The organism is Streptomyces sp. NBC_00286, from assembly GCF_036173125.1.
Taxonomy (GTDB): Bacteria; Actinomycetota; Actinomycetes; order Streptomycetales; family Streptomycetaceae; genus Streptomyces.
Window position 1 is genome coordinate 7855957 of record NZ_CP108054.1, and the last position, 24991, is coordinate 7880947.

A 24991-nucleotide genomic window follows, 5' to 3' on the forward strand; every position below is an offset into this window, starting at 1 on the left:
GCGGTTAGTGCTTGGGGCCTACGTGGGTGTCCATCAGGGCTACGGAGGCTTTGCGGGCGACCGAGATGTTGTACGGGTTTCCGTGCCGGGTACAGGGCTTCCACTCGATACCGAGCTTGTCGAGGGTGTCGGTGTAGAGCTGACGGATGTCGTCGGAGACGTTGGTGAAGAAGTACCGGGGGTATTCGTAGCGCTTGCGCTCACCCGCTACGAGGCGCGTTGTCCAGTTCGTGATGCGGCAGCCGTCGGAGTGTATGAGGCCGCGGATGAACTCCCACGGGTGGGCGTCGACTATGTCCTGCTGCCAGGGCTCGAGGGCGATGGTGCGCTCGTGCTTCTTGCCGGGGCCGTGCTGGGGAAACATGCACGTCCAGTGCTTGGTGTAGGACTTCACCTCGACACAGCCCGGCTTGTAGCGCTGTCGCACGCTCGGGATCGGCATCACGTTACGCATGGCATCTTCGGCGGCTGCAATCAGCCCGGTCTGCAAGGCGTTGCAGAAGATGGACAAGTGATGCTGCTTGCGCTTCGAGATGATGTGGCCATCGCCGAGATAGAGGCCGAGGAGATAAGCGTACGCGGCTCTGTCGAACTCGCGGCCCGTGCAGCGGGGGCAGTCCGTGGGCTGCTCGTACGTTTCGCCGCGCGCTTTCCGATCTTCGCTGCGCCACCAACCGATGGTTCCGCGCGGGATGTTGAGGCGCTCAGCGACTGTGCGGTTGGGGACGCCCTGGCGCATGAGTGCGACGGCTTGGGCGCGAATCGAAGGGCTGTGCTGTTCCATGCGGACACTCTCTGCCACTGATCGCTACAGTGCGCAGCAAAAAGCGGATGTTCACGAGAACGAGAACATCCGCTTATTTTGGTGACCTTGGAATCTAAGGAAAAGTGCCCCGAGTCGGATTCGAACCGACGCTGTCGGTGGTTTGAGCACCGTGCCTCTACCGCTGGGCTACCGGGGCTTCCTGTAAAACGAAGGTCAGCGGTCGCCCGCTGTGTTCCCACCATACCGCAGCTAGGTACGCTCTTGGGAGCAGTACCCCTGTGCCCTGAACGAGGAGCCCCCGTGACCGCCCCCGAGTCGCCCCAGCCCGTAGACGCGCCCGACGAGGACAAGTCGCACGTGCCTCCGCTGACGACCCGTGTCGTCATCGCCGAGGACGAGGCGTTGATCCGTCTCGACCTCAAGGAGATGCTCGAAGAAGAGGGCTACTCCGTCGTTGGCGAGGCCGGCGATGGCGAGGAGGCCGTGGAGCTCGCTCGGGAGCACCGTCCGGACCTGGTGATCCTTGACGTGAAGATGCCGAAGCTCGACGGAATCTCCGCGGCCGAGAAGATCGCCGAGGAGTCCATTGCTCCGGTCCTCATGCTGACGGCCTTCTCGCAGCGTGATCTCGTCGAGCGGGCCCGTGACGCCGGTGCGATGGCGTACTTGGTGAAGCCGTTCAGTAAGAGCGATGTCGTCCCGGCGATCGAGATGGCTGTCTCCCGCTTCACGGAGTTGAAGCAGTTGGAGAAGGAGATCGTCGATCTGACGCAGCGTCTTGAGACGCGCAAGCTCGTGGATCGTGCGAAGTCGGTTCTGCAGACGGAGTACGGGCTTTCGGAGCCCGCCGCGTTCCGGTGGATTCAGAAGACGTCGATGGATCGTCGGATGTCGATGCAGCAGGTGGCGGAGGCGGTTATTCAGGACGCGGAGGAGAAGAAGGCCGCGAAGGACTGAGGTCGGTTCCTGCACGCGCGTACATACGGCGAGGCCCGCGCCCCTTTTGCAAGGGGTGCGGGCCTCGCCGTATGAAGGGTGGAGCTTAGTCCTCGCCCAGGTACGCCTTGCGTACGGATTCGTCGTGCAGGAGGTCCTGTCCGCTGCCGGAGAGGACGATGTTGCCGACTTCCATGACGTGCCCGTGGTCGGCCAGTGACAGTGCCGCCTGGGCGTTCTGTTCGACCAGGAGGATGGTCGTGCCCTGGGATTTGAGTTCGGCGATGGTGGCCATGATCTTCTGCATCATGATCGGCGAGAGGCCCATGGAGGGTTCGTCGAGCATGAGGAGTTTGGGCTGTGACATGAGGGCGCGGCCCATGGCGAGCATTTGCTGTTCGCCGCCGGAGAGGGTTCCGGCGGCCTGCTTACGGCGTTCTCCGAGGATGGGGAAGAGGTCGTAGGCCCGCTGGATGTCCTTTTCGATGCCCGCTTTGTCGTCGCGGAGGAATGCGCCGAGCCGCAGATTGTCCTCGATGGTCATGCGGGGGAAGATGTGCCGCCCCTCGGGGGAGTGGGCGAGCCCCAGCGAGACGATCTGGTGGGCCGGGGTCTTCTTCAGCGATTTGCCGCCGAATTTGATCTGGCCGCTCAGCGGCTTCAGCAGCCCTGAAAGGGTGCGGAGAGTCGTGGTCTTGCCGGCTCCGTTGGTGCCGATGAGAGTGACGACTTCGCCGGCTTCGACCTTGAAGGAGATACCTTTGACGGCTTCGATTTTGCCGTAGGCGACGCGGAGTTCGTCGACTTCGAGGAGGGCGGTCATCGGTCGTTCTCCTTGCGGGGCGCGGCGTCCGTCTGGGTGGCGGCGTTGGCCTCGGCGGCTTCGACTTCCGCTACTTCTTTGGCGCCGGGGGCGTCTTCGAAGGGTTCTCCGAGGTAGGCGGCTACGACGCGTTCGTCGCCTTGGACGGTTTCGCTGCTGCCTTCGACGAGTTTTTCGCCCTGTACGAGGACTGCGACGCGGTCGCAGAGGTTGAAGATGAAGCGCATGTCGTGCTCGATGACGAGTACGGCGATGCCCATGTCCCGGATGGCGAAGACGAGTTCTTCGGTTGCGCGGGTTTCCTGCGGGTTCATGCCGGCGGTGGGCTCGTCGAGCAGGAGCAGGCCCGGCTCGCTGGCGAGCGCCCGCGCGATTTCCAGCTTGCGCTGTTCGCCGTACGGGAGGTTGCGGGCGAGGTGCTCGGCCTTCTTGTCGAGGCCGATGAACTTGAGCAGTTCCATGGCCCGTTCGCGGGAGGCGGCTTCGGCTTTGTGGAAGCCGGGGCCGCGGAGCAGCGCGGACCAGAGCCCTTCCTTTGTACGGGTGTGGCGGCCGACGAGTACGTTTTCCAGAACCGTCATGTTGGCGAAGAGCCGGATGTTCTGGAATGTACGGGCGATTCCGGCGGCGGTGACCTTGAAGGATTTGGCCGGCAGGACGGTGCCTTTGTAGCGGACCTCTCCCTCGGTGGGGATGTAGAGGCCGGTGAGGCAGTTGAAGAAGGTGGTTTTGCCGGCGCCGTTGGGGCCGATGAGGCCGACGATTTCGCCGCTGTTGACGGTGAGGTCGACGTTGCGTACGGCGGTGAGGCCGCCGAAGCGCATGGTGACGCCGCGTGCGTCGAGGACGGTCTGGCCGGGCGTGGGTGCGGCCGGTGCGGTGTCTTTGGTGGTGGTGTCGGTTGTCATGGTGGTCAGGCCCCTGCCTTGCTGAGGACTGTGGGCGCTTCCGCTTCTTCGTGGAATTCGAGCTGGCGGCGCCGGTTAGGGATGAGGCCTTCCGGACGGAAGCGCATCAGCAGGACGAGCGCGAGGCCGAAGGCGAAGAGCTGGTAGTCGCCGAGGAATTGGAGCTTGGCGGGGATCAGGTAGAGGAGTGCGGCGCCGACGAGGGGGCCGCTGATGGTGCCCATGCCGCCGAGGACGACTGCGGCGAGGAGGAATGCCGAGTTCGGTGGTACGACGTGGGCGAACTGGTATTGCTCGGGTGTCACGGTGTAGGTGACGTGGGCCTGGACGGTGCCGGCGAGGCCGGCGAGTGCGGCGCCGAGGGCGAAGGCGATGAGTTTGACGCGGAAGCCGTTGATGCCCATGGCGAGGGCGGCGGTTTCGTCTTCGCGGATGGCGATCCAGGCGCGGCCGATGCGGGAGTCGCCGCTGCGTCGGAAGACGATGACGACGATGAGGGTGATGAGGAGCATCAGCAGGAAGTAGTTGGCGAAGCGGGCGATGGTGAACCCGGCGATGCTGTGTTCCTGGCCGAAGTCGAAGCCGAAGATGTTGAGGTTCGGGATCGACGAGATGCCGTTGGAGCCGTTGGTGATGTCCGGGCCCGAGGTGCCGTCGGCGTTGAGGACGGCGATGCGGAAGATCTCACCGAAGCCGAGGGTGACGATGGCGAGGTAGTCGCCGCGCAGGCGCAGGGTGGGGGCGCCGATGAGGACGCCGAAGATCATGGCGACGGCTGCGCCGCAGAGGGCGGAGGCCCAGAACGGCAGGTGGATGTCGAAGGGCGAGGAGGGCGAGCCGGAGACCATGGCCCCCGTGTAGGCGCCGACGCCGAGGAAGGCGACGTATCCGAGGTCGAGGAGCCCCGCCATGCCGACGACGATGTTCAGGCCGAGGGCGACGGTCGCGAAGATCAGGATGTAGACACCGATGGTCGCGTACTGGTCGTCGGACTGGGTGAAGGGGAAGGCCGCGGCGGCGACGAAGGCGCCGATCATCGTGACGTTGCGGTGCTTGGCGGTGATCGCGGAGACCCTGGCGACCAGTCCTGCCTTGGCGACCGCGGCGAAGCCGAAGGCCACGGTGATCATGAAGCCGACGAAGAGTTCGTCGTATTCGGTGCCGATGCCGTAGGTGAAGACGGTCAGGCCGAGGGCGAGCGCCGCGACGATGATGAGGATTTCGGCGTACGCGGGCAGCTTGCGGGCCGGGGTCACCTCGCTGGAGGCGAAGGCCGCTTTGAAGACCGTCAGCTTGTTGCGGGTGTTGTGGCGGAACTGCTCCCAGTCGGTGTCATCGGGGTCGGCCGGTTCGGTCACGGGCCGTTCGAAGGGCAGGGAGAGTGCGCCGAGGAGGGTCGCGAGGGTGACGATGGCGACGACCCAGCCGCCGGGTTCGAGGTTGGCGAGGCCGCCGAGGTTGACGCTGATCGCGATGATCGTGAACCAGGCGGTGGCGAAGGCGGCGAGTGCGGCCAGCTTGATGGCGCTGTCGGCCGAGCCGGGGGTGAGCCAGCGCAGGCCCTTGGTGCCGTAGGAGGCGAGGCCGAAGAGCGCGGTGAGGGCGCCGGCGATGAGGACGAGGACCTGGAGGCCGCCGGGGTAGCCGTAGACGGTCAGGTCGCCGGGGAAGGCGTCGGTCCAGGTCCAGGCGAGGAAGGTGGACACGACGGTGAGGACGCCGCCGCCGGTGGCGAGGGCGCGGCCCAGGTTCTCGGGCATGCCGATGAGGCCGCTGGGCTTGCCCTTGGCCGGGGTGCTCGGCGTCTGGGGTGCAGTGGTCTGTGTGGTCATCGGTGTCACGCCCTGTCCGCCACGCGCTCACCCATCAGGCCTTGTGGCCTGAAGAGGAGGACGAGGATGAGAAGTACGAAGGCCCAGACGTTGGCCCAGGACTGGCCGCCGAGTTGCTCCATGCCGGGGACGTCGGCGATGTAGGCGGTGGCCATGGTTTCGGCGATGCCGAGGACGAGGCCGCCGATCATGGCTCCGTAGATGTTGCCGATGCCGCCGAGGACGGCGGCGGTGAAGGCCTTGAGGCCGAGGATGAAGCCCATGCGGAACTGGACCTGGCCGTACTTGAGGCCGTAGGCGACGGCTCCGACGGCGGCGAACACGGCGCCGAGGGCGAAGGCGACCACGATGATGCGGTCGGTGTTGATGCCCATGAGTTTGGCGGTGTCGGGGTCCTGGGCGGTGGCCTGCATACCGCGTCCGGTGCGGGTCTTCATGACGAAGTAGGCGAGGATTCCCATGCTGATGGGGGCGACGACGAGCAGGAAGATGTCGCCGGTCTGGACGGTGACGCTGCCGATTTCGAAGGGGCCGCCGGCGATCTCGGGGAAGTTGATGGATTCCTTGGCACCGGGGTACCAGGCCCATACGGCCTGCTGGAGGGCGAGGGAGAGGCCGATGGCGGTGATGAGGGGGGCTAGGCGTGGTGCGCCTCGCAGGGGGCGGTATGCGAACCGTTCTGCTCCCACGGCGACGATGATCGCGGCGATGACGGCTCCGAGGAGCATGAGTGGCAGTGCGATCCACATGGTGGTGCCGTCGGGCAGGACGTACAGGTAGACCGTGAGGGCGCCGAACCCTCCGATCATGAAGATCTCGCCGTGGGCGAAGTTGATGAGCTGGACGATGCCGTAGACCATCGTGTAGCCGATGGCAACCAGCCCGTACATGGATCCCAGTAGCAGGCCGTTGACCAGCTGCTGCGGCAGTTCGTTCACCGCATGTCCTCCGAGACTTCGGATATGTCGAGGAATGTGACCGGATGCGAGTCCGCGCGGGGCGCCAGTGGTGCAGCGCCCCGCGCGGCTCGTTCAGTGGTGCGGGTGTGGATCAGCCTTCGTACGTGCCCGACTTCACCGGGCTCCAGTCGGCGCCCTCGACGGAGTAGACGGTGAGCTGCTTGTTGGTGGCGTCACCGAATTCGTCGAAGGAGACCTTGCCGGTCACACCGTCGAAGGAGACGTTCTGCATGGCCTCCGTGACCTTGGCTCGGGCGTCGTCGGGAAGCTTGCCGTCGTTGTCCTCGACGACCTTCTTCACGGCTTCGATGACCGCCCAGGTGGCGTCATAGGAGTAGCCGCCGTATGCCTCGTAGGCCTCCTTGTATCCGGCGGCCTTGTAGTTGGCGACGAACTCCTTGGCGGAGGGGAGTTCCTCGACGGGTGCGCCGACGGAGGTGGCGAGGTCGCCGGTGCTGCTGGCGCCGGCCAGCTTGATGAACTCGGCGCTGTAGATGCCGTCGCCGCCTACGAGCGGGATCTTGGCGCCGGCGGCCTTGATCTGCTTGCTCAGGGGGCCGGCCTGCGGGTACTCGCCGCCGTAGTAGACGACGTCCGCACCGGAGTTCTTGACCTTGGTGGCGACCGCGGAGAAGTCCTTGGTCTCGGGGTCGATGTGCTCGGTGCCCGCTATCTTTCCGCCGAGCTTCTTGAACTCGTCGGTGAAGGTGCCGGCCAGTCCGGCGCCGTAGGTCTTCTTGTCGTCGATGACGAAGACGTTCTTCTTCTTGGCTTCGTTGAAGACGTACTGCGCGGCGTACGGGCCCTGGACGGCGTCCGTGGTGGAGGTGCGGAAGTACGACTTGTACGGGCGGACCTTCTTGCCGGTCTGCCAGTCGGGGCCCTGGGTCAGGGTGGGTCCGGTGTTGGCGGGGGAGACCTGGACGAGCTTGGCGTCGTCGAAGACCTTCTGCATGGATTCGGCGACGGAGGAGTTCAGGGGGCCGATGGCGCCGAGGACGTCCTTGTTGGCGACCAGCTTGGTGGCGTTCTGCTGTCCCGAGGAGGGCTGTGCCTGGTCGTCGAGGGCTTCGATCTTGAAGGTGATGCCGTCGACGACCTTCTCCTTGTTGGCCTGCTTGGTGGCGAGGTCGGCGGAGTTCTTGATGCCGAGGCCCAGTGCGGACAGGTCGCCGGTCAGCGGGGCGTCGACACCGATGACCACGGTGGTGCCACCGCCGCCGGAGTCCGAGCCGCCGTTCTCGTCGCGCGAGCCGCAGGCGGTGAGTGTGAGTGCTCCCGCCGCCAGCGCGGCGGTGATGGCGATGAGCGAACGTTGGCGCACGATCAGTCCTTTCCCATGCGCGGCACTTCCCCGTAGAAGTGGCCGAGTCGAGCGCTGGTCCGAAGGTGATTCGGATCCCGATGGCGCGGTGACTGGGCGTGACTCTAAGCGTGTGTAGGGAACGTGTAGGAGGGTCTGGCCAATGCTGTGACGCTCTTGTTATGACACGAGGTAATGCAGAGCGGTACTCAGTGGGTGGAAGAGTGGAATTACGGCCGATTCGCCCGGTCCGCATTGTGAGACCTTGCAGGCCTCACCAGGTACGGTCAGTAGTGTTCTACGGTTTTGGTGATGACGCGGAGTTGGTGCCGCATACTACTTGAACGGCTTCCGACAGGTCCTGTGCATAGCGCTCACCAAGGATGAAACTGTGCACTTGTATTGCGCGCGTATTACGCAGAGTTACGTCCAGGAAAGGTAGTCCGGCGTTCTTCGGCACTTGTGCGCATTCCGTCACCTGCATGGTGATGTTGATCTTGTGGGGAAAGCCGGTCCTTGTCCGGAAAGGGAGTTGGGGAACCGAGGCCAGCGAAAGGCCGGCGTAGGGCTGCGTGATTCGCAGCACGGTGACCTGAGGGCCGGACTGAACGGTCAGCTCCACGCCGATGTTGAAGCTCTTGGGCGGAGCGTTGTCAGGTGTGGGCTCCCGCCCGAGGTAGGTGATGCCGGCCACCTGTGAGGGGTACGGCGGCGGGTCCGGTGGGGCTTCTTCGGGCCGGGTGATGTAGAGGTAGCCGCCGCCCGCGAGGAGTACGACCGCAGCCACGATCGCCAGGATGATGCGGCGGTGCCGCGTATACGCCTGCGCTAGGCGTCCGCGCGGTGGTTCCGGCGGGGACGGGCTGTCCGGGGCCGGGAGATCCCACGCGCGTGTGCCTTCGCCCGGCTCGACGGGGCCGACGCCGCTCATCCCCACGGCTCCCTGCTCGGGGCGCCGTCGCGGTACAGGTCCTCGCAGCCCGCGCGCGTTTCGCGGTCGATCAGCCGCTCGGCGGCCTGTGCGCCCTTGCTCTTCTTCTCGGTCCGGGCGGCGTCCACGACCTTCATCAAGAGCTCGTACTGCCTGCCGGACAGGCCCATCGACTGGTAGTCCCCGTACGTGTCCCCGGTCAGGGCCTCCCGCGACCAGTACGTGACGATCCGCGTGCACAGGTCCTCGGGAGGAGTGGTCGACGGCGACGGCGAGTCGGCGCCGGTCCGCGCGGCATCCCGCGGACCCGCGCTGGCCTTCGAGCCGTCCTGTCCGCACCCGGTGATCAGGCCGCCGGTCAACAGCGCGAGCCCGAGCCCGAATCCGAGCGCGGCCCCCGACCAGGGGGCTCCTCCCGATGTCATGCCTTGACGCTAAGCCGCCGGGTGCCGGGGAGCAACGGCGCTGTGGACAACCACCGTGCTGTGGACAACGCCGGTACCCGCCAGGGTGATTGGGGTCCGGCAGAACCGGGTTCCGAAGCGACGGGGATCAGTCCGCGGCCCGTACGCGCTCCTCGTCGCTCGCCGTCACATCACGCAGCAAACAGGTGAGCCGCGCGGTGCATACGCGCTTGCCCGCCTCGTCACTGATCGCTATCTCGTACGAAGCGGTGGACCGGCCGCGGTGCAGGGGTGTCGCGACACCGGTGACGAGACCGGAGCTCGCTCCCCGGTGGTGCGTGCAGTTGAGGTCGATACCGAGGGCGATCTTGGAGCTTCCGGCGTGCAGCATCGCGCCGATCGAGCCCAGCGTCTCGGCGAGCACGGCGGAGGCGCCGCCGTGCAGCAGCCCGTACGGCTGGGTGTTGCCCTCGACCGGCATGGTGCCCACGACGCGGTCCGCGGAGGCCTCGCTGATCTCGACGCCCATGCGCGTGCCCAGGTGCCCCGCGGAGAACATGGCGACGAGGTCGACCCCCAGGGCCGAATACTCGTCGATGACCTCTTGCGGGAAGTTCACGTGCTGGTGCTCGCCCATGGGCTCCGGCTCCTTCGTCTTTCGGCCGTCTGTCGGCGCGCTCGCTAAGCGAACGCTCAGTTGGCGCCCGATTGTTCCAGACGGACCACGACGGACTTGCTGGCGGGGGTGTTGCTGGTGTCCGCGGTGGCGTCCAGGGGGACCAGGACGTTGGTCTCCGGGTAGTACGCCGCCGCGCAGCCCCGCGCGGTCGGATAGTGCACGACCCGGAAGCCGGGGGCGCGGCGCTCCACACCGTCCTGCCACTCGCTGACGAGATCGGTGTACGAGCCGTCGGCCAGGCCCAGCTCACGGGCGTCCTCGGGGTTCACCAGCACGACCCGGCGGCCGTTCTTGATGCCGCGGTAGCGGTCGTCCAGGCCGTAGATCGTGGTGTTGTACTGGTCGTGCGAGCGCAGCGTCTGCAACAGGAGACGGCCCTCGGGGAGCTTCGGGTACTCGACGGGCGCGGCCGTGAAGTTGGCCTTACCGGTGGCGGTGGGGAAACGGCGTTCGTCGCGCGGGGCGTGCGGCAGGGCGAAGCCTCCCGGCTCGGCCACGCGCGCGTTGAAGTCCTCGAAACCGGGGACCACGCGCGCGATGCGGTCGCGGATCGTCGCGTAGTCCTTCTCGAACTCCTCCCAGGGCGTGCGGGATTCGTCGCCCAGTACGCGGCGCGCGAGGCGGCACACGATGGCCGTCTCGGACAGCAGGTGCTCGCTCGCGGGCTCGAGGCGGCCGCGTGAGGCGTGCACCATGCCCATGGAGTCCTCGACTGTGACGACCTGCTCGCCACTGCCCTGGAGATCGCGCTCGGTGCGGCCGAGGGTCGGCAGGATCAGGGCACGCGCGCCCGTGACGGCGTGCGAGCGGTTGAGCTTCGTGGAGACATGCACCGTGAGCCGGGCACGGCGCATGGCCGCCTCGGTGACCTCGGTGTCGGGGGAGGCCGACACGAAGTTGCCGCCCATCGCGAAGAAGACCTTCGCCTTGTCGTCGCGCATCGCGCGGATGGCCCGTACGACGTCGTAGCCGTGCTCGCGCGGCGGTGCGAAGCCGAACTCCCTCTCCAGGGCGTCCAGGAAGGCCGGCGCGGGGCGCTCGAAGATGCCCATCGTGCGGTCGCCCTGCACGTTCGAGTGGCCGCGCACCGGGCACACGCCCGCGCCCGGACGGCCGATGTTGCCGCGCAGCAGAAGGAAGTTGACGACCTCACGGATGGTCGGCACGGAGTGCTTGTGCTGGGTCAGGCCCATCGCCCAGCACACGATGGTGCGCTTCGAGGCGAGGACCATGCGCAGCGCTTCGTCGATCTGCGCGCGCGTAAGGCCCGTCGCGGTGAGCGTCTCGTCCCAGTCGGCGGCGCGGGCCGACTGAGCGAACTCCTCGTAGCCGTGAGTGTGTTCGCTGACGAAGGCCTCGTCGACCGCGCCCTCCGTCTCCAGGATCAGCTTGTTGAGGAGGCGGAAGAGGGCCTGGTCGCCGCCGATGCGGATCTGCAGGAACAGATCCGTCAGGGCGGCGCCCTTGAGCATGCCCTGGGGGGTCTGCGGGTTCTTGAAGCGCTCCATGCCCGCTTCAGGGAGCGGGTTCACCGTGATGATCCGCGCGCCGTTCGCCTTCGCCTTCTCCAGGGCCGAGAGCATGCGCGGATGGTTCGTGCCCGGGTTCTGCCCGGCGACGATGATCAGATCCGCCTTGTAGAGGTCCTCCAGGAGGACGCTGCCCTTGCCGATGCCGATCGTCTCGCTGAGCGCGGAACCCGACGACTCGTGGCACATGTTGGAGCAGTCCGGCAGATTGTTCGTGCCGTACTCGCGGGCGAACAGCTGATACAGGAACGCCGCTTCGTTGCTGGTGCGGCCCGAGGTGTAGAAGAGGGCCTCGTCCGGGGAGCCGAGGGCGGTGAGCTCCTCCGCGATGATGTCGAAGGCCCGCTCCCAGGACACCGGCGCGTAGTGCTCGGCGCCCTCCGCCAGATACATGGGGTGCGTGAGGCGGCCCTGCTGCCCCAGCCAGTAGCCGCTGCGGGTGGCGAGGTCCGCCACCGTGTGCGCGGCGAAGAAGTCCGGCGTGACCCGGCGCAGCGTCGCCTCCTCGGCGACCGCCTTCGCGCCGTTCTCGCAGAACTCGGCCTTGTGCCGGTGCTCCGGCTCCGGCCAGGCGCAGCCCGGGCAGTCGAAGCCTTCCTTCTGATTGACCCGCAGCAGAGTCAGCGCCGTACGCCGCACTCCCATCTGCTGCTGGGCGACGCGCAGCGAATGGCCGATGGCGGGCAGACCGGCCGCCGCATGCTTCGGCGCGGCGACCTGCGGCGCGTCCTGAACCGGATCCCCCTGGGGCGGCTTGCCGGCCATCTCGGCCTCCTCATTCGAGCGCATGTGTGAGGTACGTCTTTGATCCTGCCACGCGCCGGTGACAACAACCGTGGCCGGGCCGCGGGGGCCGCGTTGTCAGTGGCTCGTGGCAGGATCGGGGTCGTGGCAGAGACAGCATCGAAGAAGACCGAGAAGACCTCCTCCGGCGGGCGCCCGCGACTGATGCTCATGGACGGGCACTCGTTGGCGTACCGAGCGTTCTTCGCGCTGCCCGCGGAGAATTTCACGACGGCGACGGGACAGCCGACGAACGCGATCTACGGCTTCGCGTCGATGCTGGCCAACACCCTGCGCGACGAGGAGCCCACGCACTTCGCGGTGGCGTTCGACGTCTCCCGCAAGACCTGGCGCTCCGAGGAGTTCACGGACTACAAGGCGAACCGTTCCAAGACCCCGGACGAGTTCAAGGGCCAGGTCGAGCTCATCTGCGAGCTGCTCGACGCCATGCACGCCGAGCGGTTCGCGGTCGAGGGCTTCGAGGCGGACGACGTCATCGCCACTCTCGCCACCCAGGCCGAGGCCGAGGGTTTCGAGGTGCTGATCGTCACCGGCGACCGCGACTCCTTCCAGCTGGTTTCCGAGCACACGACGGTGCTGTATCCGACGAAGGGCGTTTCGGAGCTGACCCGGTTCACCCCGGAGAAGGTCTTCGAAAAGTACGGGTTGACGCCGGCCCAGTACCCCGACTTCGCGGCCCTGCGCGGCGACCCGTCCGACAACCTGCCGGGCATCCCCGGTGTCGGCGAGAAGACCGCCGCGAAGTGGATCAACCAGTTCGGTTCGTTCGCCGAGCTGGTCGAGCGTGTCGAGGAGGTCAAGGGCAAGGCGGGCCAGAACCTCCGCGACCATCTGGAGGCCGTCAAGCTCAACCGCCGGCTCACCGAGCTGGAGCGGCACATGGAGCTGACCAGGACGGTGACGGACCTGGAGCGCGCCGCGTATGACCGCAAGGCCGTCGCGATGGTCCTGGACACCCTGGAGATCCGTAACCCCTCGCTGCGCGAGCGGCTCCTGGCCGTCGACCCCGGAGCCGACGAGGCCGAACCCGCGCCCGCGGTCGCCGAGGGTGTGCCACTGGACGGCGCGGTGCTCGGCGCGGGCGAGCTCAAGCCATGGCTCGACCAGCACGGCAACGCGGTCCTCGGTGTCGCCACGGTCGACACCTGGTCGCTCGGCACCGGCGCGGTGGCCGAGGTCGCGCTCGCCGCGGCGGCCGGAGCGGCCGCCTGGTTCGACCCGGCGCAACTGGACGAGGCCGACGAGAACGCGTTCGCGCAGTGGCTCGCCGACCCGGCCAAGCCCAAGGTGTTCCACAACGCCAAGGGCGCCATGCGCGTCTTCGCCGACCACGGCTGGACCATCGCCGGCGTCTCCATGGACACCGCGCTCGCCGCCTACCTCGTCAAGCCCGGACGCCGCTCCTTCGATCTGGACGCCCTCTCCATGGAGTACCTCCACCGGGAGCTGGCGCCCGCCGCCGCGGCCGACGGACAGCTCGCCTTCGGCGCCGACGAGGGCGCCGAGGCCGAGGCGCTGATGGTGCAGGCCCGCGCCGTACTCGACCTGGGCGAAGCCTTCGGGGACCGGCTGAAGGAGGTCGGCGCGGCCGATCTGCTGGGCGACATGGAGCTGCCGACTTCGGCGCTGCTCGCCCGTATGGAGCGGCACGGCATCGCCGCGGACCGCACCCACCTCGAAGCCATGGAGCAGTTGTTCGCGGGCGCCGTGCAGCAGGCCATAAAGGAAGCGCACGCGGCAGCCGGGCACGAGTTCAACCTGGGCTCGCCCAAGCAGCTCCAGGAAGTCCTCTTCGGCGAACTGGCCCTGCCCAAGACCAAGCGCACAAAGACGGGTTACACCACGGACGCGGACGCTTTGGCCTGGCTGGCCACCCAGACCGACAACGAACTGCCGGTCATCATGCTCCGCCACCGCGAGCAGGCCAAGCTGCGCGTGACCGTCGAAGGCCTCATCAAGTCGATCGCCGCGGACGGCCGTATCCACACCACGTTCAACCAGACGGTCGCCGCCACGGGCCGCCTCTCCTCCACGGACCCCAACCTCCAGAACATCCCGGTCCGCACCGACGAGGGTCGTGCGATCCGCCGCGGCTTCGTCGTCGGCGAAGGCTTCGAGTCGCTCATGACCGCCGACTACAGCCAGATCGAGCTGCGCGTGATGGCCCACCTCTCCGAGGACGAGGGCCTCATCGAGGCGTTCACCTCGGGCGAGGACCTGCATACCACGGTCGCCTCACAGGTGTTCTCCGTGGAGCGCTCCGCGGTCGACGCGGAGATGCGGCGCAAGATCAAGGCGATGTCGTACGGCCTGGCGTACGGCCTGTCGGCCTTCGGCCTGTCCCAGCAGCTGAACATCGACGCGGGGGAGGCGCGGGTGCTGATGGACACGTACTTCGAGCGCTTCGGCGGCGTACGGGACTATCTGCGCCGGGCCGTGGACGAGGCGCGGGCCACGGGCTACACGGCGACGCTGTTCGGGCGCCGCCGCTACCTCCCCGACCTCAACAGCGACAACCGCCAGCGCCGCGAGGCAGCCGAGCGGATGGCCCTGAACGCGCCCATCCAGGGCACCGCCGCCGACATCGTCAAGATCGCCATGCTGAACGTCGACCGAGCCCTCACCGAAGCGAACCTCAAGTCCCGGATCCTTCTCCAGGTCCACGACGAAATCGTCCTGGAGATCGCCCCCGGCGAGCGCGAGCAGACCGAGGCCCTGGTCCGCCACGAAATGGCCAACGCGGTCCACCTCCGGGCCCCACTGGACGTGTCGGTCGGCTCGGGCGACGACTGGGAGTCGGCGGCGCATTAGCCTTCGGCGGGCTGGGATTGGGCGACGCAAGGGCTGAGTCGTCGGTGGCCGCGCGCCGCTGAGGCGCGAACGGTTCGTGTCGCGCCCCGTAGGGGCGCGGGCTGTGTCAATTTGCGGCTCCGCCGCGATGGGGGTCCCCCCCCGCTCGAGCGAAGCCGAGAGGGGGGGAACGACCAGCCACCAACGACCCGCAGCGTTCGTACCGGCCGCACCCCATTTCCTGCGGAGCGCGCGGCGGAGCGACCGTCACCCGCGTGGCTCTCCAGCACAAGCCCCGCCCTCCGCGCCCCCTGAGGATGCGGGCATGGGCCCTCACATACGACGGCACTGCCGCACCGCACTCGCGTCCGCGCTGCGCACCCCGGTCCCCGCCCTCGCAGCCGACGCCAGCACCGCCCGCATCCCCACCGGCGCAGAGACCCTCGACGCACCCATCCGATGCGCCCACTGCCACTCCTCCCACGCCCCGGTCACCGTGACAGTGCCCGCAGAAACCGCACCGACCTGCGCGTTCGACGCGAACGCGCAGCAGTAGACGGCTCAGCGAGGAGACGGACGGCTCGGCTCCGTACGATCCGCTGCCGGGCCAGAAGGAACCGGAGCCGGACGCCACACCCTGACTCCCAAGCCGTACAAGAGCAGTCCGACGGCCAGCCCGGCCCCCGCCCCGAAGCACACGGTGGGAATCAGCTCCCAGGGCTCCGCGCGCGACCCCCAGTAAGCCCACCACCGAGACGCCCGCTGCACCGCTGCCACCACCGCACAGCCACCGATCACCAGCCCGGCGAGCCACCGGTCCCGTACGGACAGCACCGGCACCCCTACGGGTTCCACGGCGGGCCGTCGCCGCAGAGCGAGGGCCACGAAGACCGCGATCACCACCGCCAGCACGGCCGAACCGCCGTACTGCAGATACCAGTACAGCGGCGAACCCGCCAACTCCCGCCCCAGTACGGGAAAGACCCGCATCCCCCACCGGTCGAGGTGAGTGAACGCGTCCAGCACGACGTGCGTCAGCGCGCCCAGCAGCGCGGATACGTACCACCACAGCGCACGCGCCGGCCGGAAGGGCGCACGTGGCGCTCCACATCGCAGCAAAGCCCCCGTACGCCCTTGCCAGCGCGGCGGCAGCAGTGCCACCAGCGGTTCGCGCAGCAGCAGCCAAACACCCACAAGCATCCAGGCGATGAGGACGTCGATCGTGAACACACCGGTGAAGGAGTGCGTGAACTCGCCGAACTCCATCGCCTCAGGCAGCACGCTCGCCACGTAATAGGTCAAGTCGGGCGCGAACGAACCGGCGATGAGCACCGCGGGGACCAGCGGACCGCGACCGCTTCCGTCCATGCGGACGACGGGCAAGACAGCCGCGGCATGGCTGAGAGTGAACGGCAACTGGGCTCCCCGTTAACGACGTTGACCGAACCTGACGGTCCTGAACGCTCCCTTGATCGAGGACGCCAGTATGCGGGACGAGCACCGCATGCTTCGGGTGCGCGCCGACAGCAGAAAACGGATCCGGCCAACCGGTGAATTTCGGGCACGAACAGGTGTATGCGCGCCGCAAGTTGTCGTAGGGTCGCCTGAGTTGCCGCGCTGGGGAGCGTGGCCGGCCGGCAGGACAACGCGCGCAGCGCGGACAGTCGACGACGGGAGGGGTTCACGCGATGGCGGCGCAATTCGGCAGGAGGCTGGCCAAAGGGGCGGTAACGACCGCTGTGGCCGCGGCCGCGGTGGCGGCCCTCTCCGCGTCCCAGGCCCCGGGCGTGACCGACAACACGCAAGACCGCCAGAACGCCGGTTCGCAGCCCTCGACCGAGGTCAACCCCGAAGAGAGCGCGACCGGTAACTCGCCGTACTACACGGACCTCCCCCCGCTCAACAGCCCGACCCCGAGCCCGAGTACGACTCCCGGCGGCGAGGGCCCCATCGGCGAGTCCGAGGCCGGCATACCCGCGACCGTCCTCGACGCCTACAAGAAGGCCGAGGCGGCGCTCCGCGAATCCAAGCCCGGCTGCAACCTGCCCTGGCAACTCCTCGCCGCCATCGGCAAGGTCGAGTCCGGCCAGGCCCGCGGCGGCCGCGTCGATGCCGACGGCACCACGACCGCGCCGATCCTCGGCCCCGTCCTCAACGGCAACGGCTTCGCGAACATCTCCGACACGGACGGCGGGGAGTTCGACGGGGACACCTCGCACGACCGGGCCGTCGGCCCCATGCAGTTCATCCCCTCCACCTGGGCCTGGTCGGGCCGGGACGGCAACGGCGACGGCACGAAGGACCCCAACAACATCTACGACGCGGCCCTCGCCGCCGGCCACTACCTCTGCCGGCTGGACCGCGACATGTCCGTCCAGAAGGAACTGAACCGCGCGATCCTCAGCTACAACCAGTCGACCGAGTACCTGAACCTGGTCCTGACGTGGCTCGAGTACTACCGCAAGGGCACCCACGAGGTGCCGGACGGCACCGGCGCACTGCCCTCCGACCGCAGCGACGACAACAACAGCGGGGCGGGCCGCAGCCCGTCACCGACCCCTCCGGGCACGTCGAGGCCGTCGGGCCCCAACTCCACGCCTGAGGGCGGCGATTCCGGCAGCCCCTCGCCCGGCGGCAACGGCTCCAGCACGCCCAAGCCTCCCGGGTCCGGCAGCCCGACCCCGCCCAGTTCGCCGCCTCCGAGCTCGCCTCCGGCCTCCCCGTCCACGCCCACGGACACGGTGACCCGCATCGAGAACGCGGGCACCGGAAAGCTCACCGCGACCGCCGGTGACGCCTTCACGGGGAAGATCGCCGCGCGTACGGAGACCAAGGCCGGCAAGGCCGTGGCGAAGGTCCGGGTCCGCTTCACGATCGTCGGCAGCACGGACGCCACCTTCAACGGCGGCGAGAGCGTTGCCACCGTCGTCACCAACAGCGCGGGCGTGGCCACCGCGCCCGCGCTCATGGCCGGTGAGGAGACGGGCCAGTTCACGGTCCGCGCCACCGTGGTCGGCCGCAGCGTGCCCGCCCTGAACTTCGCGGCGACGGTCACCGCCCGCCAGGCCGACGCCCTCGCCCGCACCAGCGACGACGAGCTGACCTGCGCCCCGGGCGACGAGTTCGCCGAGCAGGTCGAGGTGAAGGCCACGTACAAGGGCGCCGCCGCCGACGGTGTCGCGGCCACCGCCACGCTCGTCACATCGGCGGACGACGCGACCGTGAACGACGAGGGCCCCTACTTCAAGGACGCCGACGGCGAGGCCGTACGCACCCTGAAGGGCCTCAAGACGGACGCGAACGGCCTGCTCGAGCTGCCCAAGCTGTTCGCGGACGACACGACCGGCACGTTCTTGCTCCGCATCACCACCACCGGCGGCGCGACACTGACGGTCGAACTGAAGGTAGCGGCGGCGACGGCCTCGCCGAGTCCTTCCGCTTCGTAGACTCCCTGGATCAGCGGCGCCCCTTCCGTCCGGTCGACGGAAGGGGCGCCGCTGTCTGTGTGTGCAACGTGTTCTCATCTCGGCCTGCCGTTGCTACGGTGCCCCAGCCCTGACGCTCCATCAGCTGACTGGGGAGGCCCCGTATGCGCGCCCTGATCGCCGCCGCGACCGGTCTCGCCGTCGCGCTCGCGCTGGTCCTCACGATCACGGCCATCGGCTCGCCGGCCGGCAAGACCTCACCGAAACCGCTGCTGACCACCATCCCCGAGCACCCGTAACCCCTAGGGAGGGCCGCCCAGATGCGCCGCAAGGCCAGCCTGATCCTCCTCGCCTTCGCCGTGTTCTGCACGGCGCTGTCCCCGCTGCTGCGCTGGTACGCCTTCCCTCGCCTCGCCAAGATCCCGGCCAACCAGTACCAGGACATGGTCCTGGAGGCGAAGGACGCGACCCTCCTCGACTACGGGACCATGACGGCCAGGAAAGTCGACAAGGTCAGCATCGTGCAGACCCTCAAGGGCAACGTCGAGGCCTCCGAGAAGATCGAGAAGACAGCAGGCCGCGATGTCGTCGTCTGGGACGGCCTGTCCTACGTCCAGGGCCCCGACGGCAAGATGGTCTCCAAGATCCCCGAGCGCTACATCTTCGACGCCCACACCCAGGAACCCGTCCACGCCACCGGCGAGATGGTCGACGGCGACGCCGTCAGGCGCGACGGCATCGAGTTCAAGTGGCCCTTCCTGACGGAGAAACGGGACTACGAGTACTTCGACGCGCAGGCCCGCGTCACCGCCCCCATCCACTACAAGGGCACGCAGGACTTCCGGGGCGTAAACGTTTACTACTTCGAGCAGACCATCCCCTGGACCAAAGTGCCCTTCCCCAAGGCCATGCCGGTCAAAGGCATCACTCCGGAGTCGGTCGCCAAGACGGGCACCACCCGCTGGTACACCACAGTGCGCAAGTTCTGGGTCGAACCCGCCACCGGAGCGCCCGTCTACGGCGAGGAGATCCACAAGGAGGAACTGCGCGGCGGCACGCTCCTGGGGGGCCGCGACAAAGTGACCGCGTTCTCCGGGCACGTCAAAATGCGCGAGGACTACATCGACTCGACGGTCGACCTGGTCAAGTCCCAGCGCGTACTCATCATGCTGCTGACGTCGTACCTGCCGTGGGGCTTCCTGATCCTGGGCGCCGGGCTGCTGTCGCTGTCCCTGTACCTGGAGGCGCGCAGCCGACGCCCCGCGGACCCCGCGCCCACGGAGACGCACGAACCGGAACCCGTCAGCGCCTGAGGCGCGCGTTCGTGTACCGGGTCGGCTCCGCCGTCGCGGGATCCTCGGGCCACGGATGCTTCGGATACCTGCCGCGCAACTCGGCTCGTACGCCCCGGTACCCGTCCCGCCAGAACGAAGCGAGATCGGCGGTGACGGCGGCGGGCCGTCCAGCGGGCGACAGCAGATGCACGAGTACGGGCACCCCGGCGACGGCCGGGGACTCCTGCAGACCGAACATCTCCTGCAACTTCACGGCGAGTACGGGCTGTTCAGGATCCGCGTAGTCGATCCGGATTCTGGACCCACTCGGCACCTCGATCCGCTCGGGCGCCAAATCCTCGAGCCGCGCCGCCTCCCCGGAGGCCCACGGCAACAGCCGCCCGAGGGCCTGCCCGGCGTCGATGCGCTCCAGATCGGCCCGCCGCCGCGCCCGGCTCAGCTCGGGCTCCAACCAGTCGTCCACGCGCGCGTGCAGGGCGTCGTCCGACACCTCGGGCCAGGGAGCCCCCAGATGGTGACGCAGAAACCCGAGCCGCTGCCGCAGCACCTCGGCATCCCGCGACCACCGCAACAGCCCGAGCCCGTCCTCCCGCAACCCGTCAAGCAGCGCCTGTCGTACGAACCCGGAGTCGGCGTCCTTGATCGGCCGCACCGTCAACTCCACGGCCCCCAGCCGCTCCACACGCCGAGCGACCACGTCCCCCTCCGCCCAGCGCACCTCCTCGCCCTCGCCGTATAGCGCCCCGGCGGCCCGCCGCGCGGTCTCCTCGTCCACCACGGCCCCGACCCGCACACGCGCGTGCCCGGCCCCCACAGGCCGATCCGCAACGGCGACAGCGAGCCAGGCCGCTCCCCGCAACCCCGTCCCTCCACCGAGCTCGGCCCGCGTACCGGACACCATGAGATACGAGCCGCTCTGCACACGAGCAACCCGCTCGGGAAAGGCGAGAGCGGCGACGAGGCCTGCCACGTGGTCGTCGCCGGGTGCTTCCTGCACGCGTGTGCCGGACTTGGCGGTCCCGGGCGTCGTCGCGGCACGGAGCCGTCGCGCCTCCGCCTTCCACCGGAGCGCATACGCGTCGCCGCCGCGCCGTGCGGTACGCCAAGCCGCGGCGAGGTCGTCGCCGTACTCCCGTGGTGGCTCCTCGCTCAGCAGGGCGACCACCTCGGCTGCCCGGTCGGCGCCGACCTCGGGGGCTGCGTCCAGGAGGGCGCGGGCGAGCCGGGGATGCAGGCCCAGCCGGGACATACGTACGCCCCGCTCCGTGGCCCGACCCGTGGAGTCCACTGCTCCGATGGCCGTCAGGACGGTGCGTGCCGCGGCGAGCGCGCCGCTCGGCGGCGGGTCCAGCAGGGCGAGCCCGGACGCCTCCGGATCGCCCCAGCACGCCGTCTGCAGGGCGAATGCCGTCAGGTCGGCCACCTGGATCTCCGGCGCGGGGAAACGCGGCAGACGGGCGTCCTCCGCCTCCGCCCAGCACCGGTACACCGCCCCGGGCCCCTCACGCCCGGCCCGCCCCGCACGTTGCCGTCCGGCCGCCTGCGACGCCCGTACGGTCGTCAGCGCGCTCAGCCCTCGCGCATGGTCGACGCGCGGCTCCCGAGCCAGCCCGGCGTCCACGACTGTCCGTACGCCGGGAACCGTGAGGGACGACTCGGCCACGGACGTCGCGAGCACCACCCGGCTCCGTGACCCGGGCGAGAGCACCGCGTCCTGGACGGCCACCGGCGCCCGTCCGTGCACCTGGATCACCTCGACCCCGCCCAGATCTCCCAACTGCCCGGCGACTCGGGCGATTTCCCCGACGCCGGGCAGAAAGCACAGCACGTCCCCCTCGCGCTCGGACAGCGCCCGCCGCACCACCGACGCCACATGCGTCAGCAGCGCCGGATCCACCCGCATCCCGTGCGGCGGCCGCACCGGCCGCGCGGGCGGCGCCCACACCACCTCGACGGGGTACGAAGCGTCCCCCGAGGTGATCACGGGGGCATCGCCCAACAACCGGGCCCAGCCCTCCGCGTCCGTCGTCGCGGACGCGGCCACCAGCCGCAGCTCGGGACGGAGAGCGGCCCGAACATCCCACAAGAAGGCCGCCACCGTATCGGCGTCCAGATGCCGCTCGTGGCACTCGTCGAGCACGACCACATCGACACCGGCCAGCTCCTGGTCCCGCTGCAATCGCTGCAACAGGACACCGGTCGTCACGACCTCCACGCGCGCGTGCGGACCCACCACCCGCTCACCGCGCACCGTGTAGCCGACGCGCTCGCCGACCTTCTCACCGAGCAGCCACGCCATCCGCCGAGCGGCGGCCCGGGCGGCGATCCGCCGAGGCTCGGCGACCACGACACGACGTACGGGCGGACGATCCGCATCCGCGCCCGGGTCCAGCAGCCCGGCCAGCTCCAGCGGAACCAGCGTCGTCTTGCCCGTTCCCGGCGGCGCACACAGCACAGCCGTGCCATGCCCCTCCAGAGCGTCCCGCAACGCGGGCACGACAGAACGAACGGGCAGCCGGTCCAGAGCGTCGGTACGGATCACGCCCCCAGTGTCGTACGACGGCCAAAACGCCCCGCACGCGCGCGTGCCCCCGCACCACCCGCACGCGCGCGTGCCCGTTCGGTTATTCGTCCCGCTCGTCCCGCACGCACACGAAAATCGCCGTCCCAGGGATCAGATTTCCGCGCAGCGGCGACCAGCCGCCCCACTCCTGGCTGTTCCAGGAGGGCCACTCCGGTTCGACGAGATCGACCAGCCGGAAACCCGCCGCCACCACGTCCCGGACCCGGTCGCCGACCGTCCTGTGGTGCTCGACGTACTCCGCGCGCCCCTTCTCGTCCTGCTCCACGTACGGCGTGCGGTCGAAGTACGAGGCGGACACGCTCAGGCCCTCTGGTCCCGGCTCATCGGGAAAAGCCCAGCGGATCGGGTGGGTGACGGAGAAGACGAACCGGCCGCCGGGCCGCAGCGCGCGGCGTACCTCACGAAGGACCCGCACCGGATCGGCGACGAACGGCAGCGCCCCGTACGCCGAGCACGCCAGGTCGAACGTGCCGTCCCCGAAGGGCAATGCCCCGGCGTCCGCCTCCACCAGAGCCACACCCTTGGTGCCGATTCGCAGCGCGTGCTGAAGCTGCCGGTGCGACAGATCCAGAGCGACCGGGCGGGCTCCCTGGGCGGCCAGCCAGCGTGAACACTGCGCCGCACCCGCGCCGATCTCCAGGACGTCCTTGCCCTTCAGCTCCTCGGCCGGCCCCAGCAGCTCGGCCTCTACCTCGTCGAGCCCTTCGGGCCCCCATACGAAGCGGTCGTCGCCGAGGAACGTGCCGTGCTCGACCTGGTAGTCGTCCGCGTTCCGGTCCCACCAGCCACGGCTGGCGCGGGAGCTCTCCGCGACCCCCGCCGGGCGTCGCGTCGCCTCTGGCTCGACCGGTTGGGGCTCTTCGCGCTCTTGGATGATCGGCTCCCTCGTATTAGTCTGCGGCCTCGACCGGCGGACCCGTCCCGGTGGTGTCACAGAAGGGGCTGCTTGAGCCTGCGTGACGCCAGAGAGTGTCTGGTGTGCGGCTCGGCCGCGAGTGGTCTTGTGCCGGGTATGCGGCGATCCGCCCCGGGTGTGCGCCTTCGCGCATTGACCCTGCCTGGCTGCCCCCGTATGCTACAAGTTGCGCTGCGGGCCTGCGCACCTCAGACGTAGCAGGCTGCGCTCGCATCTGTATGTATGTCCCCTCGGTTGTCGAGGCGCCACCGTTCAACGGATTTCGGCGCTTCCTTGGCTGTCCGGCTTCTGCAGAGCGAAACGGGCTCCCGGCGTGAGCAGTACCTACGACTTCAATGTCCGTACCGGAGCCCTTTCCCACATGACGAGCAGCACCGAGACCACCGCCACCACCCCGCAGGTTGCGGTCAACGACATCGGTAACGAGGAAGCCTTCCTCGCCGCGATCGACGAGACGATCAAGTACTTCAACGACGGCGACATCGTCGACGGCGTCATCGTGAAGGTCGACCGGGACGAGGTCCTGCTCGACATCGGTTACAAGACCGAAGGTGTCATCCCGAGCCGCGAGCTCTCGATCAAGCACGACGTCGACCCGAACGAGGTCGTCGCCGTCGGTGACGAGATCGAGGCCCTGGTCCTCCAGAAGGAGGACAAAGAAGGCCGCCTGATCCTCTCGAAGAAGCGCGCCCAGTACGAGCGTGCCTGGGGCACCATCGAGAAGATCAAGGAAGAGGACGGCATCGTCACCGGTACCGTCATCGAGGTCGTCAAGGGTGGTCTCATCCTCGACATCGGCCTCCGTGGCTTCCTGCCGGCCTCTCTCGTCGAGATGCGCCGCGTCCGCGACCTCCAGCCCTACGTGGGCAAGGAGCTCGAGGCCAAGATCATCGAGCTGGACAAGAACCGCAACAACGTGGTCCTGTCCCGCCGTGCCTGGCTGGAGCAGACCCAGTCCGAGGTCCGCCAGACCTTCCTCACGACCCTCCAGAAGGGTCAGGTCCGCTCCGGCGTGGTCTCCTCGATCGTCAACTTCGGTGCCTTCGTGGACCTGGGTGGCGTCGACGGTCTGGTCCACGTCTCCGAGCTGTCCTGGAAGCACATCGACCACCCCTCCGAGGTCGTCGAGGTCGGCCAGGAGGTCACGGTCGAGGTCCTGGACGTCGACATGGACCGCGAGCGCGTCTCCCTGTCGCTGAAGGCGACCCAGGAAGACCCGTGGCAGCAGTTCGCCCGCACCCACCAGATCGGCCAGGTCGTGCCCGGCAAGGTCACGAAGCTGGTTCCGTTCGGCGCGTTCGTCCGTGTGGACGAGGGCATCGAGGGTCTGGTCCACATCTCCGAGCTGGCCGAGCGCCACGTGGAGATCCCGGAGCAGGTCGTCCAGGTCAACGACGAGATCTTCGTCAAGGTCATCGACATCGACCTCGAGCGTCGCCGGATCTCGCTGTCCCTGAAGCAGGCCAACGAGTCCTTCGGTGCCGACCCGGCCTCGGTCGAGTTCGACCCGACGCTGTACGGCATGGCCGCGTCGTACGACGACCAGGGCAACTACATCTACCCCGAGGGCTTCGACCCCGAGACCAACGACTGGCTCGAGGGGTACGAGAAGCAGCGCGAGGAGTGGGAGCGCCAGTACGCCGAGGCGCAGCAGCGCTTCGAGCAGCACCAGGCGCAGGTCATCAAGTCCCGCGAGGCGGACGCCCAGGCCGAGGCCGAGGGTGCTGCCGGCGGCGGCGGCACCCCGGGTGCGGCTCCGGCCGCCTCCGGTGGCGGCGGCGGTTCGTACTCCTCGGAGTCGGACGACAACTCCGGCGCCCTGGCGTCGGACGAGGCCCTGGCTGCCCTTCGCGAGAAGCTGGCCGGCGGCCAGAGCTGAACGCTCGCGCTGGACTGAGCAAGTAACCGGGCCCGCACCCCTGTTGGGGGTGCGGGCCCGGTGCTTTGCCCTGCCGGGGGTCCCTTAGGCGCCCGCGCGGCATTAATCGCCCTCCACGCGCGCGTGCCGATGTCATAGCGCATGAGAAGCCAGTAAGAGGATCAGGAAGAGGCGTGCTGCGGGAATGCCCGCGTTCCAGGGCTCGTTGTGCAGTATGAACACGAGGAG

At 68.5% G+C, this 24991-nt stretch carries 20 protein-coding genes and 1 tRNA gene; 7 read left to right on the top strand and 14 right to left on the bottom strand.

The window, feature by feature from the left end:
* Nucleotides 1-4 precede the first annotated feature (4 nt).
* Both OHT21_RS35470 and OHT21_RS35475 read right to left on the bottom strand, forming a co-directional pair.
* Nucleotides 5-784 carry a helix-turn-helix domain-containing protein gene (locus OHT21_RS35470; RefSeq protein ID WP_328772353.1) on the bottom strand — a complete coding sequence of 260 codons (780 nt, stop codon included), beginning with the start codon at nucleotides 782-784 and terminating at the stop codon, nucleotides 5-7.
* Nucleotides 785-889: 105 nt separating this feature from the next.
* Nucleotides 890-962 (bottom strand) — tRNA-Leu (locus OHT21_RS35475).
* 104 nt (nucleotides 963-1066) lie between these two features.
* Here OHT21_RS35475 and OHT21_RS35480 point away from each other — a divergent pair.
* On the top strand, nucleotides 1067-1723 hold the full coding sequence (locus OHT21_RS35480; RefSeq protein WP_328772354.1) for an ANTAR domain-containing response regulator: 657 nt from the start codon (nucleotides 1067-1069) through the stop codon (nucleotides 1721-1723).
* Between the two features lie 85 nt (nucleotides 1724-1808).
* On the opposite strand, the gene OHT21_RS35485 is transcribed toward OHT21_RS35480, so the two are convergent.
* The 9 genes from OHT21_RS35485 to OHT21_RS35525 form a co-directional block, all read right to left on the bottom strand.
* Nucleotides 1809-2525 carry an ABC transporter ATP-binding protein gene (locus OHT21_RS35485; RefSeq protein WP_328772355.1) on the bottom strand — a complete coding sequence of 239 codons (717 nt, stop codon included), beginning with the start codon at nucleotides 2523-2525 and terminating at the stop codon, nucleotides 1809-1811.
* A complete protein-coding gene (locus OHT21_RS35490; protein ID WP_328772356.1) occupies nucleotides 2522-3433 on the bottom strand; it encodes an ABC transporter ATP-binding protein in 912 nt (303 codons plus the stop codon). Before OHT21_RS35490 ends, OHT21_RS35485 begins: the two co-directional genes overlap by 4 nt.
* A gap of 5 nt (nucleotides 3434-3438) precedes the next feature.
* Nucleotides 3439-5265: a branched-chain amino acid ABC transporter permease gene (locus OHT21_RS35495; RefSeq protein WP_328772357.1), complete on the bottom strand. Its 1827-nt coding sequence runs from the start codon at nucleotides 5263-5265 to the stop codon at nucleotides 3439-3441.
* A 5-nt stretch (nucleotides 5266-5270) separates the two neighbouring features.
* A complete protein-coding gene (locus OHT21_RS35500) occupies nucleotides 5271-6203 on the bottom strand; it encodes a branched-chain amino acid ABC transporter permease (RefSeq protein WP_328772358.1) in 933 nt (310 codons plus the stop codon).
* 112 nt (nucleotides 6204-6315) lie between these two features.
* Nucleotides 6316-7548 (bottom strand): branched-chain amino acid ABC transporter substrate-binding protein, encoded by a 1233-nt coding sequence (locus OHT21_RS35505; protein WP_328772359.1) that lies wholly within the window; start codon nucleotides 7546-7548, stop codon nucleotides 6316-6318.
* Nucleotides 7549-7825: 277 nt separating this feature from the next.
* Entirely contained in the window at nucleotides 7826-8314 is a 489-nt protein-coding gene (locus tag OHT21_RS35510) for a Tat pathway signal sequence domain protein (protein WP_328772360.1), read from the bottom strand.
* Between the two features lie 140 nt (nucleotides 8315-8454).
* Nucleotides 8455-8883, bottom strand: coding sequence for a hypothetical protein (locus OHT21_RS35515; protein WP_328772361.1), 429 nt, complete (start codon nucleotides 8881-8883; stop codon nucleotides 8455-8457).
* A gap of 127 nt (nucleotides 8884-9010) precedes the next feature.
* A complete protein-coding gene (locus OHT21_RS35520) occupies nucleotides 9011-9499 on the bottom strand; it encodes a hotdog fold thioesterase (RefSeq protein WP_328772362.1) in 489 nt (162 codons plus the stop codon).
* 56 nt (nucleotides 9500-9555) lie between these two features.
* Nucleotides 9556-11835, bottom strand: coding sequence for an FdhF/YdeP family oxidoreductase (locus OHT21_RS35525; protein WP_328772363.1), 2280 nt, complete (start codon nucleotides 11833-11835; stop codon nucleotides 9556-9558).
* Nucleotides 11836-11958: 123 nt separating this feature from the next.
* Here OHT21_RS35525 and polA point away from each other — a divergent pair, with 123 nt between their 5' ends.
* Both polA and OHT21_RS35535 read left to right on the top strand, forming a co-directional pair.
* A complete protein-coding gene (polA, locus tag OHT21_RS35530; protein ID WP_328772364.1) occupies nucleotides 11959-14685 on the top strand; it encodes a DNA polymerase I in 2727 nt (908 codons plus the stop codon).
* 304 nt (nucleotides 14686-14989) lie between these two features.
* On the top strand, nucleotides 14990-15220 hold the full coding sequence (locus tag OHT21_RS35535; RefSeq protein WP_328772365.1) for a hypothetical protein: 231 nt from the start codon (nucleotides 14990-14992) through the stop codon (nucleotides 15218-15220).
* Nucleotides 15221-15225: 5 nt separating this feature from the next.
* Here the strand turns inward: OHT21_RS35535 and OHT21_RS35540 are convergent, their stop codons facing one another.
* The gene (locus OHT21_RS35540) at nucleotides 15226-16080 is read right to left on the bottom strand and encodes a DUF4184 family protein (RefSeq protein WP_328772366.1); all 855 of its coding nucleotides are present in this window, start codon (nucleotides 16078-16080) and stop codon (nucleotides 15226-15228) included.
* 272 nt (nucleotides 16081-16352) lie between these two features.
* Between OHT21_RS35540 and OHT21_RS35545 the strand changes: the two genes are divergently transcribed.
* The 3 genes from OHT21_RS35545 (at nucleotide 16353) to OHT21_RS35555 (ending at nucleotide 19402) form a co-directional block, all read left to right on the top strand.
* Nucleotides 16353-18110 carry a lytic transglycosylase domain-containing protein gene (locus tag OHT21_RS35545; RefSeq protein ID WP_328772367.1) on the top strand — a complete coding sequence of 586 codons (1758 nt, stop codon included), beginning with the start codon at nucleotides 16353-16355 and terminating at the stop codon, nucleotides 18108-18110.
* A 143-nt stretch (nucleotides 18111-18253) separates the two neighbouring features.
* Nucleotides 18254-18388 carry an SPW_0924 family protein gene (locus tag OHT21_RS35550; protein WP_106972263.1) on the top strand — a complete coding sequence of 45 codons (135 nt, stop codon included), beginning with the start codon at nucleotides 18254-18256 and terminating at the stop codon, nucleotides 18386-18388.
* Between the two features lie 21 nt (nucleotides 18389-18409).
* A complete protein-coding gene (locus tag OHT21_RS35555; protein ID WP_328772368.1) occupies nucleotides 18410-19402 on the top strand; it encodes a DUF3068 domain-containing protein in 993 nt (330 codons plus the stop codon).
* On the opposite strand, the gene hrpB is transcribed toward OHT21_RS35555, so the two are convergent.
* Together hrpB and OHT21_RS35565 are read right to left on the bottom strand one after the other, a co-directional pair.
* Nucleotides 19392-21926: an ATP-dependent helicase HrpB gene (gene hrpB / locus OHT21_RS35560; RefSeq protein ID WP_328772369.1), complete on the bottom strand. Its 2535-nt coding sequence runs from the start codon at nucleotides 21924-21926 to the stop codon at nucleotides 19392-19394. The two genes, OHT21_RS35555 and hrpB, sit on opposite strands and share 11 nt — an antisense overlap.
* An 82-nt stretch (nucleotides 21927-22008) precedes the next feature.
* Nucleotides 22009-22902: a class I SAM-dependent methyltransferase gene (locus OHT21_RS35565; RefSeq protein WP_328772370.1), complete on the bottom strand. Its 894-nt coding sequence runs from the start codon at nucleotides 22900-22902 to the stop codon at nucleotides 22009-22011.
* A gap of 343 nt (nucleotides 22903-23245) precedes the next feature.
* Between OHT21_RS35565 and rpsA the strand changes: the two genes are divergently transcribed.
* A complete protein-coding gene (gene rpsA, locus OHT21_RS35570; RefSeq protein WP_328772371.1) occupies nucleotides 23246-24763 on the top strand; it encodes a 30S ribosomal protein S1 in 1518 nt (505 codons plus the stop codon).
* The last annotated feature ends 228 nt before the right edge of the window (nucleotides 24764-24991 follow it).

Bases quoted from the DNA above. Each gene is read 5' to 3' on its own strand.
- OHT21_RS35470 (WP_328772353.1), bottom strand. From the start codon at position 784: ATGGAACAGCACAGCCCTTCGATTCGCGCCCAAGCCGTCGCACTCATG.
- OHT21_RS35495 (WP_328772357.1), bottom strand. From the start codon at position 5,265: ATGACCACACAGACCACTGCACCCCAGACGCCGAGCACCCCGGCCAAG.
- OHT21_RS35490 (WP_328772356.1), bottom strand. From the start codon at position 3,433: ATGACAACCGACACCACCACCAAAGACACCGCACCGGCCGCACCCACG.
- OHT21_RS35515 (WP_328772361.1), bottom strand. From the start codon at position 8,883: ATGACATCGGGAGGAGCCCCCTGGTCGGGGGCCGCGCTCGGATTCGGG.
- OHT21_RS35550 (WP_106972263.1), top strand. From the start codon at position 18,254: ATGCGCGCCCTGATCGCCGCCGCGACCGGTCTCGCCGTCGCGCTCGCG.
- OHT21_RS35485 (WP_328772355.1), bottom strand. From the start codon at position 2,525: ATGACCGCCCTCCTCGAAGTCGACGAACTCCGCGTCGCCTACGGCAAA.
- OHT21_RS35535 (WP_328772365.1), top strand. From the start codon at position 14,990: ATGGGCCCTCACATACGACGGCACTGCCGCACCGCACTCGCGTCCGCG.
- OHT21_RS35520 (WP_328772362.1), bottom strand. From the start codon at position 9,499: ATGGGCGAGCACCAGCACGTGAACTTCCCGCAAGAGGTCATCGACGAG.
- OHT21_RS35555 (WP_328772368.1), top strand. From the start codon at position 18,410: ATGCGCCGCAAGGCCAGCCTGATCCTCCTCGCCTTCGCCGTGTTCTGC.
- OHT21_RS35525 (WP_328772363.1), bottom strand. From the start codon at position 11,835: ATGGCCGGCAAGCCGCCCCAGGGGGATCCGGTTCAGGACGCGCCGCAG.
- rpsA (WP_328772371.1), top strand. From the start codon at position 23,246: ATGACGAGCAGCACCGAGACCACCGCCACCACCCCGCAGGTTGCGGTC.
- OHT21_RS35545 (WP_328772367.1), top strand. From the start codon at position 16,353: ATGGCGGCGCAATTCGGCAGGAGGCTGGCCAAAGGGGCGGTAACGACC.